General features: G+C 39.8%; 12 protein-coding genes and 1 pseudogene. 3 read left to right on the forward strand and 10 right to left on the reverse strand.

Translation table 11 applies throughout. The features are described 5' to 3' along the window. Positions 1 to 64 precede the first annotated feature (64 nt). Together C2M30_RS13870 and C2M30_RS13875 are read right to left on the reverse strand one after the other, a co-directional pair. Positions 65 to 793, reverse strand: a complete 729-nt coding sequence (locus C2M30_RS13870) for a hypothetical protein (RefSeq protein ID WP_105172058.1) — start codon at positions 791 to 793, stop codon at positions 65 to 67. Positions 794 to 868: 75 nt separating this feature from the next. Continuing rightward, on the reverse strand, positions 869 to 1,468 hold the full coding sequence (locus C2M30_RS13875; RefSeq protein ID WP_105172967.1) for a TetR/AcrR family transcriptional regulator: 600 nt from the start codon (positions 1,466 to 1,468) through the stop codon (positions 869 to 871). Between the two features lie 124 nt (positions 1,469 to 1,592). Here C2M30_RS13875 and C2M30_RS13880 point away from each other — a divergent pair, with 124 nt between their 5' ends. Next, complete coding sequence (locus tag C2M30_RS13880; RefSeq protein ID WP_105172059.1) at positions 1,593 to 2,720, forward strand: MBL fold metallo-hydrolase; 1,128 nt, start codon at positions 1,593 to 1,595, stop codon at positions 2,718 to 2,720. A gap of 65 nt (positions 2,721 to 2,785) precedes the next feature. On the opposite strand, the gene C2M30_RS13885 is transcribed toward C2M30_RS13880, so the two are convergent. The 5 genes from C2M30_RS13885 to C2M30_RS13905 form a co-directional block, all read right to left on the reverse strand. Beyond that, positions 2,786 to 3,580, reverse strand: a complete 795-nt coding sequence (locus C2M30_RS13885) for a substrate-binding periplasmic protein (protein WP_158683443.1) — start codon at positions 3,578 to 3,580, stop codon at positions 2,786 to 2,788. Positions 3,581 to 3,677: 97 nt separating this feature from the next. Next, entirely contained in the window at positions 3,678 to 3,917 is a 240-nt protein-coding gene (locus tag C2M30_RS13890) for a hypothetical protein (RefSeq protein WP_105172061.1), read from the reverse strand. A gap of 190 nt (positions 3,918 to 4,107) precedes the next feature. After that, positions 4,108 to 5,964, reverse strand: coding sequence for a S8 family peptidase (locus C2M30_RS13895; protein ID WP_442792811.1), 1,857 nt, complete (start codon positions 5,962 to 5,964; stop codon positions 4,108 to 4,110). An 822-nt stretch (positions 5,965 to 6,786) separates the two neighbouring features. Beyond that, positions 6,787 to 8,982, reverse strand: a complete 2,196-nt coding sequence (locus C2M30_RS13900) for a TonB-dependent receptor (RefSeq protein WP_105172062.1) — start codon at positions 8,980 to 8,982, stop codon at positions 6,787 to 6,789. A 387-nt stretch (positions 8,983 to 9,369) separates the two neighbouring features. Next, positions 9,370 to 9,801 carry a DUF6326 family protein gene (locus C2M30_RS13905; protein WP_105172063.1) on the reverse strand — a complete coding sequence of 144 codons (432 nt, stop codon included), beginning with the start codon at positions 9,799 to 9,801 and terminating at the stop codon, positions 9,370 to 9,372. Between the two features lie 181 nt (positions 9,802 to 9,982). Here C2M30_RS13905 and C2M30_RS13910 point away from each other — a divergent pair, with 181 nt between their 5' ends. After that, positions 9,983 to 11,179 carry a helix-turn-helix domain-containing protein gene (locus tag C2M30_RS13910; RefSeq protein WP_105172064.1) on the forward strand — a complete coding sequence of 399 codons (1,197 nt, stop codon included), beginning with the start codon at positions 9,983 to 9,985 and terminating at the stop codon, positions 11,177 to 11,179. 138 nt (positions 11,180 to 11,317) lie between these two features. Continuing rightward, a pseudogene (locus C2M30_RS13915) lies at positions 11,318 to 11,467 on the forward strand (peptidase C39 family protein); the annotation flags it as partial. A 517-nt stretch (positions 11,468 to 11,984) separates the two neighbouring features. Here the strand turns inward: C2M30_RS13915 and C2M30_RS13920 are convergent. From C2M30_RS13920 to C2M30_RS13930, 3 genes are all read right to left on the reverse strand, one after another. Next, positions 11,985 to 13,442, reverse strand: a complete 1,458-nt coding sequence (locus tag C2M30_RS13920) for a hypothetical protein (protein WP_105172065.1) — start codon at positions 13,440 to 13,442, stop codon at positions 11,985 to 11,987. After that, entirely contained in the window at positions 13,435 to 15,375 is a 1,941-nt protein-coding gene (locus tag C2M30_RS13925) for a hypothetical protein (protein ID WP_105172066.1), read from the reverse strand. The genes C2M30_RS13920 and C2M30_RS13925 overlap by 8 nt, the downstream gene beginning before the upstream one ends. After that, on the reverse strand, positions 15,372 to 17,560 hold a 2,189-nt coding region (locus C2M30_RS13930), incomplete at its 5' end, for a LamG-like jellyroll fold domain-containing protein (RefSeq protein ID WP_199775891.1). The genes C2M30_RS13930 and C2M30_RS13925, both read right to left, overlap by 4 nt.

Here is a 17,560-nt window from a genome sequence, read left to right on the forward strand (position 1 = left end):
AACTGCTTAATCCGATCTCATATTAGTTATATGGTGTTGCCATTAAATTGGATTACTTTTCGTGTTATTTATTAAGAAATAGACTCGGGAAATTAGCATGCTCATAGTGCTCACCAAACAACTCAGCTAACGCCTTTGAGTGATAAAGTTGTTCAAACGCTAGTTCAAACTGATTTTTAAGTAAGCGCCCCCGTTCATTGTCATGAAAAACCAACCAAATTGGTGTTTTTCCTTGCAACTCAAGGGTTTCAAACATCAGTTTTTGCCGCTCGCTAAGGTTATAAATATGGTCTACAACCACATCCACTTTACCCGATTCCAGTAACATAAGCGCTTTATGAATATCAGTAAAACGATAGCTCTGCGCATGCTCTGGCACGTAACGGTTATACGCGTATTCTTCAAACCACCCAACGGTTAAATCTTTAAAGTCTTCACTGTGGCGAAGTTTTGTCGTGCGCGGGTTGTAGATAGCAATAATGGGAAACTCCATATCCAAATGATATTTAGGATAAGTTACGTCCCCCAGCAACGTTTTATCATTTTTGTAGACACCCACTAACACATCCGCTTTGTGATTTTTAAACAGGCGCTTAGCGCGTGCATAGCTGCCAACATCAAATTTTAACTGCTTGCCTGCTAAAGTTTGCTTAACCAATTCAAGGTAAATACCCTCACCTCCTGGCTCTGAAAATTCGCGCCAATGCGCCGCTGCAACAGTGATTTGTTCGGCTTTTGTAGGTAATACACCTAACAAAGAGATAAAGCAGATTATATAAACAATAAAACGCATAAAACCCAGTTTGTTTATTAAACCAATATCAAGAAAGTATAGATAAATTTTGTAATTGTGCAGTAGCTACTTTTATTATTGTTCACAGCCATAGCGCGCTAAAAACAGTTCGACGGTTTGTTCAATTAAATAAACTTCTTGTTGTTCACTGGGCACATCGAAACCATATAAGCGTGGGTAAAAGATATGAGATTTCAGCTGATAAACAAACTGCTTCGCCGCGAGTTCGTTGTCATCAATCTGCATTTTATGTGCTGACACTGCATCAGTTAAAAACTGTTCTAAATATGTCATACAGCCAATTGAATTGGCGCTCAGTTGTTTTGCAAACTCGGGCGCTTGTAACATTTGCAAAAAAGCGATTTTAGCAACACGTAAAAAGTTGTCGGAACGAAACAGCGAAACTTCATGCTCTGCGATAGTTAAAAGCTGTGCTTTGAGCGACCTAGTTCCATCAAATATAACTGTTTGAATATTATTTAGTTGCCCCATCATGCGTTCAATAATGGCGTAAAAAAGCGCATCTTTTGTTTCAAAATGGTTGTACACAGTACGTTTAGATACCGCAGCCGTTTTAGCCACTTCATCCATACTGGTATTCGCTACCCCATTTTCAAAAAACAGCTGCTCTGCAGCATCTAGAATATGAATGCGTTTTTGCTCAGATAATTTCATAGTTTTCTCATTAACAATCTCGCTCATTTTAAACTTAATTAAAAAAAACTGCACTACACAGTTTACTTTTTTATCATTTAATGAAAAACTACACCGTGTAGTTTACATTTTTTAGAGAAACTCGATGAAAACGATTAAGTGGTTAAGCCTTTTACTCATTATTTTATTTATTGGAGCCTGCACTGTGAACAATAACTTAGCAACTGAGGGCACGAAAAAAGCGCCCAATCAAAGCCTATACAAAAATGGTAAGTTCTATAACGCCGACACCATGGCGCCAAATAGTTTGCGCAAAGTTGCCGGTATTTTTGTCCGTTACTTTACGGAGAAAAAGCTCAATGCAATACCAGAACAGCCACTACCGATGAACACCGTTTCGCGCGAACAACTTGAATTACTTGGCGATAACGAGATCCATATTATAAAACTTGGTCACTCATCTATTTTGCTTAAAGTATATGGTGAATTTTGGCTACTCGACCCTGTATTTGAAGAGCGCGCATCACCCTTTACATTTATGGGGCCAAAGCGTTTTCACCCAACACCAATTTCGATAGAAGCGCTTCCTCCTATCGATAAGGTACTAATTTCCCATAATCATTATGATCATCTCGATAAACACAGTGTGAAGCTGCTTGCAGATAAAACTAAACAATTTTTAGTGCCACTGGGTGTTGCGGGTGATTTAGCAAAATGGGGGATCAGCCCAACAAAAGTAAAAGAGTTTGATTGGTGGCAAGAGTTAGCAACGACACACGGTTTTATTGCCTTTACACCCACTAAGCATTTTTCAGGCAGAGCACTGAATGATGGCAACAAAAGCTTATGGGGTTCTTGGGTAATTTCTGCTAACGCTAAAACCTTATATTTTAGCGGTGACTCTGGTTATTTCTCTGGCTTTAAAGACATTGGCGAGCGCTATGGCCCATTTGATATGACCTTTATTGAAACCGGTGCCTACGATAAAGATTGGCCAGATGTGCACATGACACCAGAGCAAAGTCTGCAAGCGCACCTTGATTTAAACGGCAAGATAATGACGCCAATCCATAATGGCACATTCGATTTAGCGTTTCACGCATGGTACGAACCACTAGAGCGGATCTTAACCCAAGCAACACAGCATGCTGTTAATCTAAACACGCCAATAGTGGGTGAAATTCAACAGCTCGGACAAGCGGCAAATACACATGCATGGTGGCAAGATTATATGCCATCTACCAAGCCAACAACTCTCGTTGCAACGAACTAAACTGTGATGCTTTGTTATTTAAGGGCGCACTGCGCGCTTAAATAACAAACAGCGATAAATAGCGTTTAATTCATATCCTGTTTGTCAGTTGATTGTTTACTGTTTGACGGCAATTGACTGACTAACTTATCAAAGACCCCATTTCGTTTTATTTCAGCCAAGCCTTTATTAAATGCGTTTAGATACTCGGATGACGCTTCGCGATCTTTTTTAAACAGTAAATGGGTGGTGTCGCTGCGCAGCGGTTTTTTGCGATAGGCTAGTCGCTTACGTTGACGTTTAGAAAACTCTTTTTTCAACATGTAGTTAGCGGGAATAAGCGACATTGGAAAAGCATCAATCCGACCTTTTATTAATCGCGCTAAATTTTGTTTATCGGTATTCGCCCAATCGAGTGTGAGCTTTGATTCATTTCCCGCGGCTAATAATTCTTTGGTATAGCTATAGCCAGTTGTAACGCCAATTAACTTGCCTGCCAAATCATCAATGTGTTGCCAATCCACCAGCGGCTTTTTGGTGTTGTAAAAAAAGTAGGTAGTTTCGGTGTAAAGTGCTTCACTGCAATAAAATTCTTGTTGTTTTTCCTCGGTACAAAACCAATAGGCAGCAACATCGAAATGACCTTTTTGCACTTCTACAAAACTGCGTCCCCACGGGAAATAACTAAATTTTACGCGATAACCTTGTGTTTGAAATGCGGCGCGAATAACCGCAGGTACGAAATTAAACTCGCCTTTGGCACGGGTTGAATAAGGCGGATATTCGCCGATAGCAATGCTCAGAGTTTTTGCTTGGCATGGCATAGCCAACAAGCACATGGCACTCAGTATACACGCTATCAGTTTTAAAGAAGTGGTCACATTTTTATCAAGCTAACACGCCTGAACCATAAAAACCAAAACAGGTACAAAACAGTAACCCTAATCGCCTTTATTGGCAAGTTGAGATGATTTAAATCTACGATTTTTTACGTGCTTTTATATAAAGATAAAGCATAAATAGCCAAATCGTATTCGCACCAATTATATGGAACCAAAATGATACCGGAGACTCTTCTCGTAAAATTACCTCGCCGCTTCGCCCCGCAGGAATAGCGCCGCTTTCAATATAAAAAATAGTGGGAATGAGAAAGAGCAACATAATGATAATCACCCAGCCGAGTGTTGGCGCTTTTGCGTTTTTAATAAGCGGTGGCATCTGCATCCATACAGTAACGTGTTAATTTGAAGAGAATTATACTGGCAAGGTATAACGCTAATTACAATATAAACAACTATTTATTTCATATACTCCGATAAACACAAACCAATTACAGTGTCTTCATCTGAAACGTCAGCTCATAAAAAAGCCAGCGAATACGCTGGCTTAACTTCAGAGAACTTAATGTTTAATAACTTGCTGTTAGCGTAACACCTGCGTACGCAGAGTAAGCGTTAAGTAAGATGTGGTAGGTTCCACCAGTTGCACCACTGCTTAAACTACATGACTCATTATTGCCCCAGCGATAAGGACGACATTCATAATCAGTTGTCGTTGGTTGAGCACCTTTTTTCACGTACAGATCTACATCGCCGCTACCATCTGCTGTGGTTACCGTAAGTGTTTGGTTTGCTGGTACGTCAATTTTGAAGAATACTTGACTGTTAGCATCGCCCGATAAGTTTGCCATCGGTACGCCGTTATCTAGGCAATCCGTACAACCACCATCAGCACTATACGTAGCGACTAAACTTGCGCCTGAATATGCAGAGTAACCTTGAAGCATCACGTAATATTTGCCAGCCGCTGGGGTGTTAAACTCACAACTTTCGTTATTGCCGTTTTTATATGGGCGACAATCATAGTTACCTGTGGTGGCAGCTGAGCCTTGTTTCACATAGAGATCTGCATCGCCCTGACCACCCGAAAGTGAAATAGATAAACTCGATTTCCCCGCTGGCACGTCAACAAAATAGCTGGTTTCACTGCCCGCAGCACCTGCAGCCGATACGGCTTGATCTTTAATCAATTCTGTTACAACCGGCGGCTCTGGGTCGACTGTGCCTTCAAGCGCATATAACAACTCGTTAGGTGAACCCGATTTAGCATCCGATACTTTGTTTTTGCTAGCACCAGCTGAGAGTTTACTGTCGATTTGCGCTGGCGTTAAGCTATTGTCTTCATCAAGGTAAAGTGCCACCACACCTGCAACATGCGGTGATGCCATTGATGTACCACTGATGGTATTTTCAGATGAGTCTGAGTTATACCACGCTGATTTGATACTCGAACCTGGCGCATAAATATCTAAGCAGGTGCCATAGTTTGAGAAACTTGAACGACTATCACTTGACGTAGTCGAGCCAACAGTAATCGCCGTTGTTGCACGTGCAGGCGAATAGTTACAGGCATTACTGTTATCATTACCCGCTGCAACCACAAAGCTTACGCCCGAAGCCACCGCCGCCTCAACCGCTTGGTCAATTGCCGATGATGCCCCGCCACCTAAACTCATATTCGCAACCGACGGGCCGCTAGCGTTGTTTTTCACCCAGTTAATACCATCAATAACGCCCGACGTACTGCCAGAACCGTTACAGCCAAGTACACGAACACCCACAATGTTAACGTTCTTCGCAACACCATAGTTTTGACCACCGATGGTGCCAGCTACGTGCGTACCATGACCATTACAGTCAGATGCATCCGAGTCATTATCTACAAAGTCCCAACCACTGCTTGCACGGTTACCAAATTCGTTATGCGTATTACGAACACCAGTATCAATTACGTAAGCAGTCACACCTGAGCCATCAAAGTTGTATGAATAATTGCTGTCCAATGGTAAATCACGCTGATCAATGCGATCTAAACCCCAAATCGCATTTGATTGGTTTGCATTGCTAGATACGATTGGATCAACCGAGATGATTTGCTCAGGTTCGATAAATTGAACAAGATCTTCTTTTAATAACTGTTTTAGCTGACCTTTCGACAGCGTATACTGTGCGCCGTTTAGGGTATTACCAAACAATTTATTGGCATTAACGCCATATTTACCACGAATTTTGTCGACATTTTCTTTAGCTTGTTCAGCGATACCGCCACTCGCTAGACTCTTTGGTACTGAGTTAAATACTACAACATACTTGTTTGGTACTTGTTTACTGGCATTTACTTGAATCAACTTATCGCTATTTGCATGGGCAAAATTAGCAGAACACACCGTTGCTATGAGTAACATTGTTTTTGAATATTTAAACATGACGTTTCCTTGTTGCTTTGGGGTTAAGTACTGCTAAAAAACCTAGCTCAAAAAATAAACACATCAAAGTTTCATTTTCATTTTGTTAACATTTGTACCGATAAAAGGGTGTTAAATGATGAATTATTTATACTTAAATAAGATTACTGATCACAAATATTAGATATAAAAATCTAAATGGTAATTATTTCTAAATAGTTTATGCTTTGTAAAAGTTTGTAACCGAGAAAGCAAAATAATGAAAAAGAATGAGTGAAAAAACTTAAAAAACAATACCTTTTGCTTTATAAATTTACGATGCAGTAAGGTTAACTAAAAACCCCGATTTTGCCTTACATTGCTGATCAAGTTGAAAACCACATTTAAATTACGATATGCAGCGCCCATTTTTTGCAAATCAATTAAAACCCGAATGTAAACAAAATGTAAATTAACTAAATGATCATTTCATATGCGTGTTTATGTATTCAAGTAAGTAAACATGAGCTTTAGTTTATAACCCCTTATATTCTCTCACGCATTATTCAAATCACAAAAAGTACGTAACTGTAGTTCTTGTTAATTTTGATTGATCCATGCCTGTTGTTTTTGCTTGTAATAAAAGCGAAAGCGGCTGCTCTAAACAGCGTAGCTAAATGATGTGGTTAACTGAATTTATTGATGTAACAACACAAAAAAGGCGCCTAAGCGCCTTTTATTTTTACATTTTACGTAACCTCAGGTTTTGGGGTAGAAGTACTTTTCGCAATGCGCTGTTACCGAGTTAACGTTACAGCGTAAGCACAACCAATATTTCTAACCAAAAGGTTAATCACGTAATAATTAGAATGTCATTGAGTAACGTACACCAAATTCGCTTGCGTCATTACTCTTAATTACTAATACGTAATCGCCAGTATTTAAACGCGCATCATCGTAACGTTCGTCAAAGATGTTACGACCATATAGGTCAACGCGCCAGTTTGCATTTGCCGGAGAGTAACCCACGGTAAAGTTAACTAGGCTACGCGCTTCAACTTCAGTTAAACGATTTGGATCTGAGCTCGGCTCACCATACATGTCGCTGCGGTAAGAGTAATCAATACGTGTATTGATGATTGACCCATCTGACAGCGCAAACTCATAGCTTGGGCTAATTGACGCCGTTAAATCAGGTGTAAGTGGTGCAACAGGTTTCACACCGTCTTGCTCATCTACGTCAACATCCATATAACCTAAGCTAGTGTGTACGCTAAAGTTATCAGTGATATAAGCGGTACCTTCCCACTCGATACCGCGTGATGTTTGTGAAACCACTAAGTTACGCGTATCAAAACCACCTTCCGAAGTCGTGCTAACTTGGTAAGGTAAGTCGTCGTAGTTAGTGTTAAATAACGCAACACTCATGCTAAAGTTGCTTGTAACTTGACCTTTTAAACCCACTTCGTAGTTAACCGCAGTAATATTGTCAGTCGCAACAAAACAGCTTGCATCACCGAATAAACAGTAAGGACGTGCTGGAAACTGACCACCTTGGTAACCACTTTGAATGCTACCGTACACGTTTAAGCCATTTTCAAGGGTGTAATTAGCCGATAAATCGTAGCTTACTTGGCTCCAATCATCTTCCGCATACGTTGGACCAATACCTACGTTTGCCGTTGCTTCTTTTTCATCTTGGGTATAGCGCAAACCGCCCGATACACGTAAATCGTCTGTCATGTCGTAGCCAACATTCACAAATACCGCTTTACTTGTTGTTGTTTGGTCTAGCTCAAGTAAGTTAGCACCGCCATTGAAGCGTGAATCAGCACCTTGACGGTTGCTACCTTCTTCTTCAAACCAATATAGGCCCGATACAAAATCAAAGTCACCTAAATAACCATTTAGCTGTAGCTCAACAGATGTTTGGTCAGCTTCACCGCGCTCTGGGTAATGATCAAGTGCATAAATTGTACTGTCATCATCAAGGCCCGCTTTATATTCAGACGAGCGTTTGCTTAAAATAAATTTAGCACCAAGGTCGTTTGAAATGTCGTAATTAGTGGTAAGCGACACGCCGTTTGCTTTATTAGTTACTTCCGTTACTTCAATCGAACCTGTTGCGTTGTCGTATGGGTCTGCTGCTACATCAGAGTTACGTAATGGACCCGTTGGTGTTGGGCTGCCAAAACGCATGCCTGTGTAATATGCGCCATTTGGCATTTCATCAATTAATGTCGTGTACGGGCGAAGGCCGCCTTCTGCATCATTTGCATCAGCTGTTATCACAAAGCTTAAATCATCGGTTGCATCGTACTTAACCGATACACGTCCGTGGAACTCGCGGTTTTCACCTACATCGTATTTTGCTTCTGGTAAATTAATAAACTCACCTAAGCCACCGCGTTGGTTGTAGCCTGCGTTAAAATTAAAGGCTAAGTTGTCAGTAAGACCACGGTTAATAAATACATCACCTTTAACACGTTCGCGCGTACCCACTTCAGCCGAAAGTTTAGTAACCGACTCGCTGTTTGCTTGTTTGGTAATGATGTTAATCGCACCGCCAATTGAGTTACGACCATAAAGCGTACCTTGCGGGCCGCGTAATACCTCAATACGCTCAATGTTTGCTAGGTTCCAGTTTTGACCTACTTGGCGACCTAAATAAACACCATCTACATAAACACTTACGCCAGGATCCGTTGTGATCAGGTGGTCTTGTAAACCAATACCACGAATAAACGGGTTAGCCGATGAGTTATGACCTGCTGAAAAACCAGTGATGTTTAGGTTAGGAACAAATTTACCTACATCAGTAATTTCAGAGATACCTTGTTCAGCTAGTTTATCGCCACTAAACGCACTCATCGCGATAGGCACTTCATAAATAACCTGCGAGCGCTTGGTAGCTGTTACCGTAATCGCTTCGATATCTTTTTTAGCTGTTTGCGTTTCGTTTGCTTCATTCGCCACAGTGGCAAAGCTTGAAGCTGCAATCAAAGAAAGGGTGATTGAATTTAACTTGCTAAAACGCAAGAAAGAATTGGATGTTGTCATTAAGTAGCGCCTTTTTGCTCATACCGAGTAATTGCTAATAATGGATTAGCACGACAGTTAATCGGTAATTTATAATCGTTTCGCTTCAATTTTGCGCAACAACAAGGGGTTATATTTTAACCACATCATTATTTTGCAATATCGAATTAATATGTAATCTTGGTAAATCAAACAGTTAACAGCTGCGTTACCAAACGATTAATACACAAAAAGCAATATTAGCATTTATTTCATAAAAATATCGCAAAAGTTAAATAAATTTCGTGATTATTTCTCGCCATTAGGATGGGTTATCTATAAAACTGATGCTTTTTTGTGTAGCAAATGGCGCCAAAACGATTATGAAAAATAAGTTAACTGGCGCCACAGCAATCAATTTAAAGCAGATCAAGACGCGTCATTTTTAGGCCATCGCCATGCAAACCAAATGGTCGCAAGCGACAACATAATTTCTAACGCAGTTAAATAAAGGTAAAAAATCCACGTAGTTTCTAGGTTTAGCCCTATTAACAAAAGCACAAATAATGCGGGAATAATAATATTTAACCAGCGGTTAACAGTGGGTTTTAAGATTAACGATAAAAATACCATCAAACTTGGAATTGACATTAAAAACGCTACTGCAAAAAATTTTGCTTGTAGCCCTTCACTATTGGCACTTACCGCCATCGCGTTAGACATAACCCCGGGCACATACACCTCGATGTAATCACCATAAACATAACAAAACATCACAGCAGCCCAAAGTGCTGCTAATTTAAGCTTTACATTTATGGTGTCGTTTACCAAACCACTTGGCATCTGGTTAGTTTGACTCATGCTTACTCCATTATTAATTGTTTGCGCCCATTTTTATGTGAGCGTGTTGTTCTCATTGCGTTGCCCCTCGCTTGACTAAAATAAACAATATAATTTATAAAGGGTTAAGTCGTCCGAGACTAAAAGCGCGGACACTTTTTTGCTGTAAAAATGGATATTTTTCAATAAAAGGAAGTAAACAGTGACCGACCCAATAGTACTAGTGCTAAGCATCGTTATGGTGGGGCAAATTAGTTTAAGTGTGCCACTATTAGTTTCTCGCTGTCACGCTAACGCCACTTTTATGCCTTTAGCAGTATTTTTATTAGCATGCGGATTACTTGCTATAAATTCTATTGTGGCAACACTGTTTGAAAGTGCGTATTTGATTTATACCGCATTGGTATTCCCCACCCTTTTTGTACTTTGCCCGTCACTTTGGTTTTATATTGAGGGGATCACCTCCAATACGCCATGGAAATTCACTAAAAAACATGCTGTGCACGGTGTGTTAGTGATTCCTGCACTGGTGGTTTCAGTGATGATATTAACGCTGCCAAGCGATATTCACCGCGCTATTTTTATTGACGATGTAACTGTAAATCACCCGCTTGTTGGCACATTGTTTACCACCATGTTGATTATGATGGTGCTTTGGCTATTGCACTGCGTTTATACCTTGTATTGTATTGTTCGCCGTTTGAGCGATTATCGAAAAGAGCTAAAAAATGTTTTTTCTAACAATGAAAACAAAGAGTTAAAATGGATAAATTGGCTACTCTTTAGCGCACTGTGCGTTTGGCTTTTTTCTCTCACCACATTATTTGCATCAAGCTTATTTAATAATGTGCTGTTTAATGCCAGAGTTGAAGTGTTGTTATCGCTCCTTTTACTTTGGAGTTTGACGCACTTTGGTTTACAACAAAAACCCGCACTGATAGGTGAAAACGCGTTTGTGTTAGGCGATGCCAAAACAGAAATCAAAGACCTACAAAGCCAAAAACCACATCAAGGCGATAACCGCCAGCAAAAATACCAACGCTCTGCACTTAGCCAAGCGCAATCAGCACGTATTGCCGAAAAAATAAATGCGGTAATGGAAAATGAGCAGCTTTACTTAGATTCAAGCTTATCTTTACAAAAGCTGGCACAGCATACTGCTATTTCGCCCAATTACATTTCACAAACATTGAATGAAACATTAGGCCTTAATTTTTTTGATTACGTAAACCAATGGCGCATTGAGGCTGCAAAACCACACATTATTGCAAACCAAAGTTCGGTGCTTGATATTGCCTTGGCTGCGGGGTTTAACGCGCGTTCTTCTTTTTACAAAGCATTCAAACAACAAACTGGGGTAACACCAAGTGAATTTCGAAGGCAAAACGCCAGTGCTTAATTCTTAGCAATTGGGTTTAATTTAAAGGCAAGATTGAAGAGAATTTGAGGCCGGTTTATTTACCAAGAAACAACTAGCACATGTTGACCTTTACACTTTTGATATTCCAATAAAAATGTTTGTCATAACAGCAAATGCGTTTATGTGCACAACCCCAATGTAAACAAACCTATCCATAGCGATATTGATTGCCAACATTTACCTGTTGCCATCGAGGTAGTTCAATCAATGGCCGTCTTTGGCAGTCAACGTCTTAAAACAGCGGTGGTTGTAGCAAATCAAAAGTAATAGGGAAAAGTGTAATACCAGTTCTACGCTGTTGGCTTTTCATTCAAAATCACATACGCATTCTAATTAAACCCCTCGATATGAATGCGTACATCTATGACTAAAAGCTAGTTTAAGAAACAATACGCTATAGTGATTAACTTATGTATTTTGGAACATAGTTACGATTAGGGCTAATAATCGAACCCCAACTTTTAAGTATGACTTTCTCGCTTTAAAAAGCGCGCTATTACCACTGAATTGCTAATGCTATTATACCAATCAACATATCATCAAAGGTAAGTTTCACCCCTATCTTGCCTCTAAAGCAGAAGCTGGCAAAACGTAAACTTGATCATATTCGCTTCCTTTCTAAATATGAGGGTATATCAAATTTGTTTCTATTTATGCCTAGTTAGATTAACTATCTAAATAATCACAGAACGAATTGAATTCAATAACCTTAACTCTGCGAACTAAATAAGTTTCTACAACTTAGTTTTCAACGACTCTGACACCATTGATGCTCCATTGATGTTTATTCTGGATAAACAATACGTTCGTAGTGTTCATGATCCATAGGCCAGCTTGACTTTATTTCCATGGCAAGTTCTTTTGGCAACATAAATACTTGGCTACATGTGTCCGTATCAACCGCTATGATGTTTTTCTTCAATTGTTTTTTTAGCCAATCGGTAAATTCATCAATAAACCTAAAACAATCCTCTACTTCTATTTCAAATTTAAATGGTTTTAATTGTAAACCTGTTTTAAAACTGACTTCGAGTTCTTCTTCCTCTTCAATCCATTTAATTGAAAGGTTATTTATCTTGATTTTCCCATTAGTGGCTGTTTCTACACTTTCAAAGAACTGAGTTATTAAGCTTTCAATTGGCTCATCTATTATTTCCGTTAAATTACCAAAATCAATTGGCGTTAAGCCGGTCAAATCACATAATAATGATGATAAATGGTGATATTGAGTTAACGGAGAAGGCAAATTCTCTTTGTGTACTGCCATTTGATACTTTTCGCATAATTTAATTAATTGCGGCCAGTAATCAATCATCACATTGTCTTCATCATTAAACTCTTCTACCCCATCATCTTCATCGTCTTCTTCATCTGCCCAAAGCTCTTTTTCTAGAGCTTCAATATCAGAAGATGTGAGCTTTTTTACTTCTTCCCATACTGTACGCCATTTCAGTGATACTTCTGGTGCTTCTATTTGAGTAACCCATTCTCCAATAATTTTGGCCATTTCAGGAGTCAAAGCACTGCAATTAAGCGATAAATGGTAATAGTGATAAAGCCTTTTTTTAAGTAATAAGAGTTTCGTTTCATTAACTTCAAAATTACCTTTAATGCTAGACGCATAACGATCATATATTTCATCCGTTAACCAGAACTTTAGTTTTGGCAATATATAGCGTGGAAACCCCTCTAAAAAGTGGACCTCAGTTTTATTATCATTTAAAGCTAAATTTGGATAACTAAATGCATTGATAAATAGTTGGTTTATAGTTTTATCAATTGCAGTTGAAAAGCCGTTAATAGAGTTAAAATCCCCCAATATACTGGGTTTATCAAAAAATATTTCGAAAAGTTCTTTTTCTTTCTTCATAAAGCAATCTGATGCTGCGTTTTCAAGAAAATATGTACCTTTGGTGCCAAAACTTTTAATGAGTTCATAGCTTCGAGAAAGGGCATACGGAATGCTATCCTCTGCATCTACGCGTGATTTCATTTTGTTAAACTCAGCTAACCACACGGCAGTTTCATTACTTGGATGCCAAGCAAACATATACACTAACGGAACAACGTCACGGTAGTCACCAGTAAAATCCATTTTTCCTGTTATAAAATAGGATTCAAATACGTTTAACTGATCGTTGTCGAATTCTTCCATACCAACTAAACGTTTTTTTAAAGGAAGCCAAAGTAACTTTCTTTCATCTATCCATTTTCGATTATTAACTTGCCAGTAGTTAGTCATTTGCAAAGTCACCTATATCTTCAAACAAACCATTATTAACGAATTCTTCAATAAACGACATCGTATCATTTACATCAACAATATTATAAAAGGAGCTGTTACAACTTGCCTTCAGCGCTTTTTTCGTGAGTCCAGTCTTGTTGAGTATTTCATCTTCATTAGCTGATTTTGCCGATGCGCACAAATAATTATGTAACTTAAAAGTTGATTTTAGGTACGCAATGTCTGGACCTTTAATGGATTTAGCAGTTGACTTTTTATTCACTTTTTTGGTGTCAAACTCTTGAAATCGCCACATAATTTTTGCCAAATCTGGATTTTCTCCAACGTCGTCATTATCATTCTTCAATTCCAAATAATCGGAATAGAATTCTTTATGAATATGAGAAGTTCGGTCTGCTCTTCCACGGTATTTCCAAGCGCCAAAGCGTTTTTTATCAAAAGGTTTTTCAAATGACTTGAGCTCAAGCCATATTTCTTTACCCTTGTTATCTTCCAAAATAATATCAACCCCTCGCTTATATGGAATAGCATCCTCAACAAAATGAATAGGGCGTGTACTTTCAATTGCTTTTACCTTTGGAAAAGACCCCGTTTTAGAAAGTAAATGACGATATGCAATTTGGACTAGGTGGAATCGCGCTCCATATTTTTTACCATTACCTCCTGGTAAGAACATACGTGCATAAAGCTCTCTTAATTCAATTAAGCTATTTTTGTCTTCCTCAGTACCATTAGCAAATATCAAATCGTTATCCATTTGGTATTCTAAATATATGATTGATGCCATAAGTAACTTGGGGTCTATTCGGGCTTTATCATCACCGCGAATCATTGACTTTAATCCATTAGATGCTTTTCTTGCTAATGCAACCCCAACTTTTAAAGCACCTGCTTTAAACAATAATTTTCTAAAGGATGACGTACTTTGTTTAGCAGCCTGCTCCGCGATATCGCCCACTACGGAACTTAAAACTTGCGGATTATTTTTTAACTGTTTCATTTGAGCGAGTTTATAAAGGCTTTTTCCTAAAATTAGGCCTGCGATACGTCTAGCAGTGAAATTCTTCCCAGCATACGCAACCCCCATCACCCCATTTGACGGCGAGAAATAAGGTCGTGCGTGTTCTTGTGAGTAAGACGCCGTTAAATCAACTGGCGGCGGCTCCCCATTCCCTTCCCAACCATCAGCCGGTAAGCTCAAGTATTCCATCCACGCTAACAAGTCATCACTGCTGGCAATGGATTTAACTAGAATAGTTAAGCCTTCCCTTGCCTCTTCATCAAGCGCCATCTCACCAGCAATCAGCAGGAATGGCATTAATGTCCACAAGGTATCATATTTATTATCCATCAACTCATCGGCGACTTTACCCATCACACCACCAATGGATTTTATAAACTTCGGGTTTGATTTGTTCAGCGGTACTAATACTTTATTTAGTACTTTAACAACCGGTAATAACGGTTTAGCAATCGGTATTACAGTTAACACACCTATGGCATTCAGTGTGAGTTCTAATGGGTCAAAGTTATCAGAGCCCGTTGCCGCATAATAAATTTGCATTGCCAACCCTTTACCTTCGTCAATCGGTAACGCAAGGCCAATAGCAAGTTTAATGGCTTCAAATACATAGTCTGTTATATCAAAGTCAAACAAACCTGCATGCGCCACTGAAATGAGTGGAAACGGGGTATAAGCTTGATAATTTGGGTCGTATGGCGGATAACCATCTGGCTTGTTAATATCGACATACAACAAGGCCATTTGACGGAAATACTCTTTATCAATTACTGATACGAAATACTGGTACCCATCAATGTTAATCCCAATACGTTGCGATTTTGCCGTTTGTCCATCTTGGTTAAACGCACCTGTACTGTGAAGGTTTATTTCTTTGCTAAGCTCATTAGGCAAGAAGGTATAACTCATTTCGCCACTTGCATTGGCAAATTGCAGTAATGGTGCACTCCCCAGTCAAACATTTTAAAGTTGCTCATTGCACCATTAAACTGTTGGCCAATAGTCAGTCCCCTTTGTGTGACTGAGTAAACAAGTTCACCATTAGCAGTAACTGAAGTTCGCTGCCCATCGACTTCTAACGTTAGTTGGCCATTCTGATATCGACCCGCAACAGTACTCCATTTATTCAATTCGATTGGTGGCGTTGTAACAGACGCTTTGCCTTGAGTTGTATGAAGGTAATATGTCAACGAAGCATCTTCGTTAATTGTTAAGCCTTGTGCACCGCCTTCTAAGTTAAATATTTCACCGCTTGTTGTTGTCGCTTTTAAATCGATTCTAAAACCGACATCTTGCGCTACTTTAAAGCGGGCACTCAACGGCACCACAATACGACTGCTTTCCCATTCCCCTGTCGGGTTTTGAACTGCTTTTGACGAAAATTTAAAACTAGTCCCGATATTGAGTGGATGGTCTTCAGTGACAACTATATGCTTAGCAAGGCCAGGGTGTAGGTTATTAAATTCAGCAACATCTTGCTCTTCGAGTGCATCCATTGCATAACCCGCTATTGGCTGCAAATTGGGTTCTGCCATGGTTCCCAAAATTAACTGCTGGGTGAGCCCTTCAGTACCATTGAGGGTAATATCAGTAATAGCTTGATACGGTAAATTGATTCTAACACTGTCGTCGCGTACGTGATTTATAATGCCATTTTCGACTTCATTTCCCACCACCATAGCACCGGTTGTGCTTGCATAGCGTGGCGTATTTTGCAATTTTTGTGAGACTGCATGTTGTTTTTGTTGTGGTGTTAGGCGAGCAAGATGCGTCGCACGCAAATGTTTATTTTCAATTGGTTTGGCTTTAACTGTACTGCCAACTAATACACCAGGAACAAGTCCAACACGCGCCGTTAACTGAACATCATTTAGCTCGTTAAAACCACTGAATAAAAATGTAGACGCCTTACCTTCACCATTTGTCATGACACGAGTCCGCGTCAATTTACCCACGTTACTACCAAAGTTAACATACACGCCCCGCGCTGCCTCTCCGCCCGGAGTAGTTACTTTAGCTGACATTTGGTATTGTTCATTTGCATCCATGCTTGTAGGGTAGTCATCAATTTCGATGACAAGGGGAGCTATGGAAGTTAAATGAGTTACTTTTGCATCTCCAGATTGGACAGTCAGAGTCAACGACTCTTCAGGCAACTCAGCACCTATAATTGTGGCACTGGCTTTGCCTCCTTTTGTTTCATCATCTGATGATGCGATGATGCCTACACCATCTAAACTAAAGTTAATCGCAGTACCATCTGCGACTAGATTTCCATTTTTATCGGTAACGGTAACGTCTACGGTAATTTCACCGTAACCTGAAATAAATGCCTCGCCATCTGCAACTAAGTCAATGGTGTCTGGTACTCCCGGCACAACTTCTATGGCATCCATAATAACGTAATTGTCTTTATCGCCCGCAAAGTACACAAAAGGGGTTGCACGTGTACCAGTGTATGGCGGTAGCTGAATATCTGCGGCAAAAACGCCGTTTTCAGCATTGTTATTATCTAAATTAATAAAGCTGCCTGAACCTTTGGCATCCCATTTAATTTCAACCGGAGTTTTATTCTGACGGTTTGCATAACCAACAATAAGGCTTTGCAGTGGCACAACTGGGTCGTCTGCACTCACATAGATAGTGCCATCTTCACCAATGTTGTCATAGCCTGCCCAACGCGTATCAAGTGCTACAGCTTCAAACGCATAATCCCACAGTACGTTAGTGGGGTCGGTGTTGTTGTAGAGACTTAGCGTCACAAAATCTTCAACATCTAGCGCTGCAATGTGGTCAAGGCGTTCAAAACGTACTTGACCTGATTCGCCAATGGTGGCTTTGATTTCATCAGCCCCAAGTGAAAACACAAGCTCTTGGCCTTCACCTAAAAATTCTAACGCGTCGCTGTTTGATGCCAATAAGTCGTACATCATGGTAACCATGTCGTCGCTTGAGCCAATTAATGGGCGCTCTTTGGGGTAAAGCGATATCACATTATCATCGGCTGTTTGGCGCAGGATATCGTTTACTTTTAGCTCGTATGTACTGAACTGATACTCTGGGCGATAAACATAATGGTAAACAGGCTCTGGCT

The organism is Pseudoalteromonas sp. T1lg24 (genome assembly GCF_002964745.1).
Classification (GTDB): Bacteria; Pseudomonadota; Gammaproteobacteria; order Enterobacterales; family Alteromonadaceae; genus Pseudoalteromonas; species Pseudoalteromonas spongiae.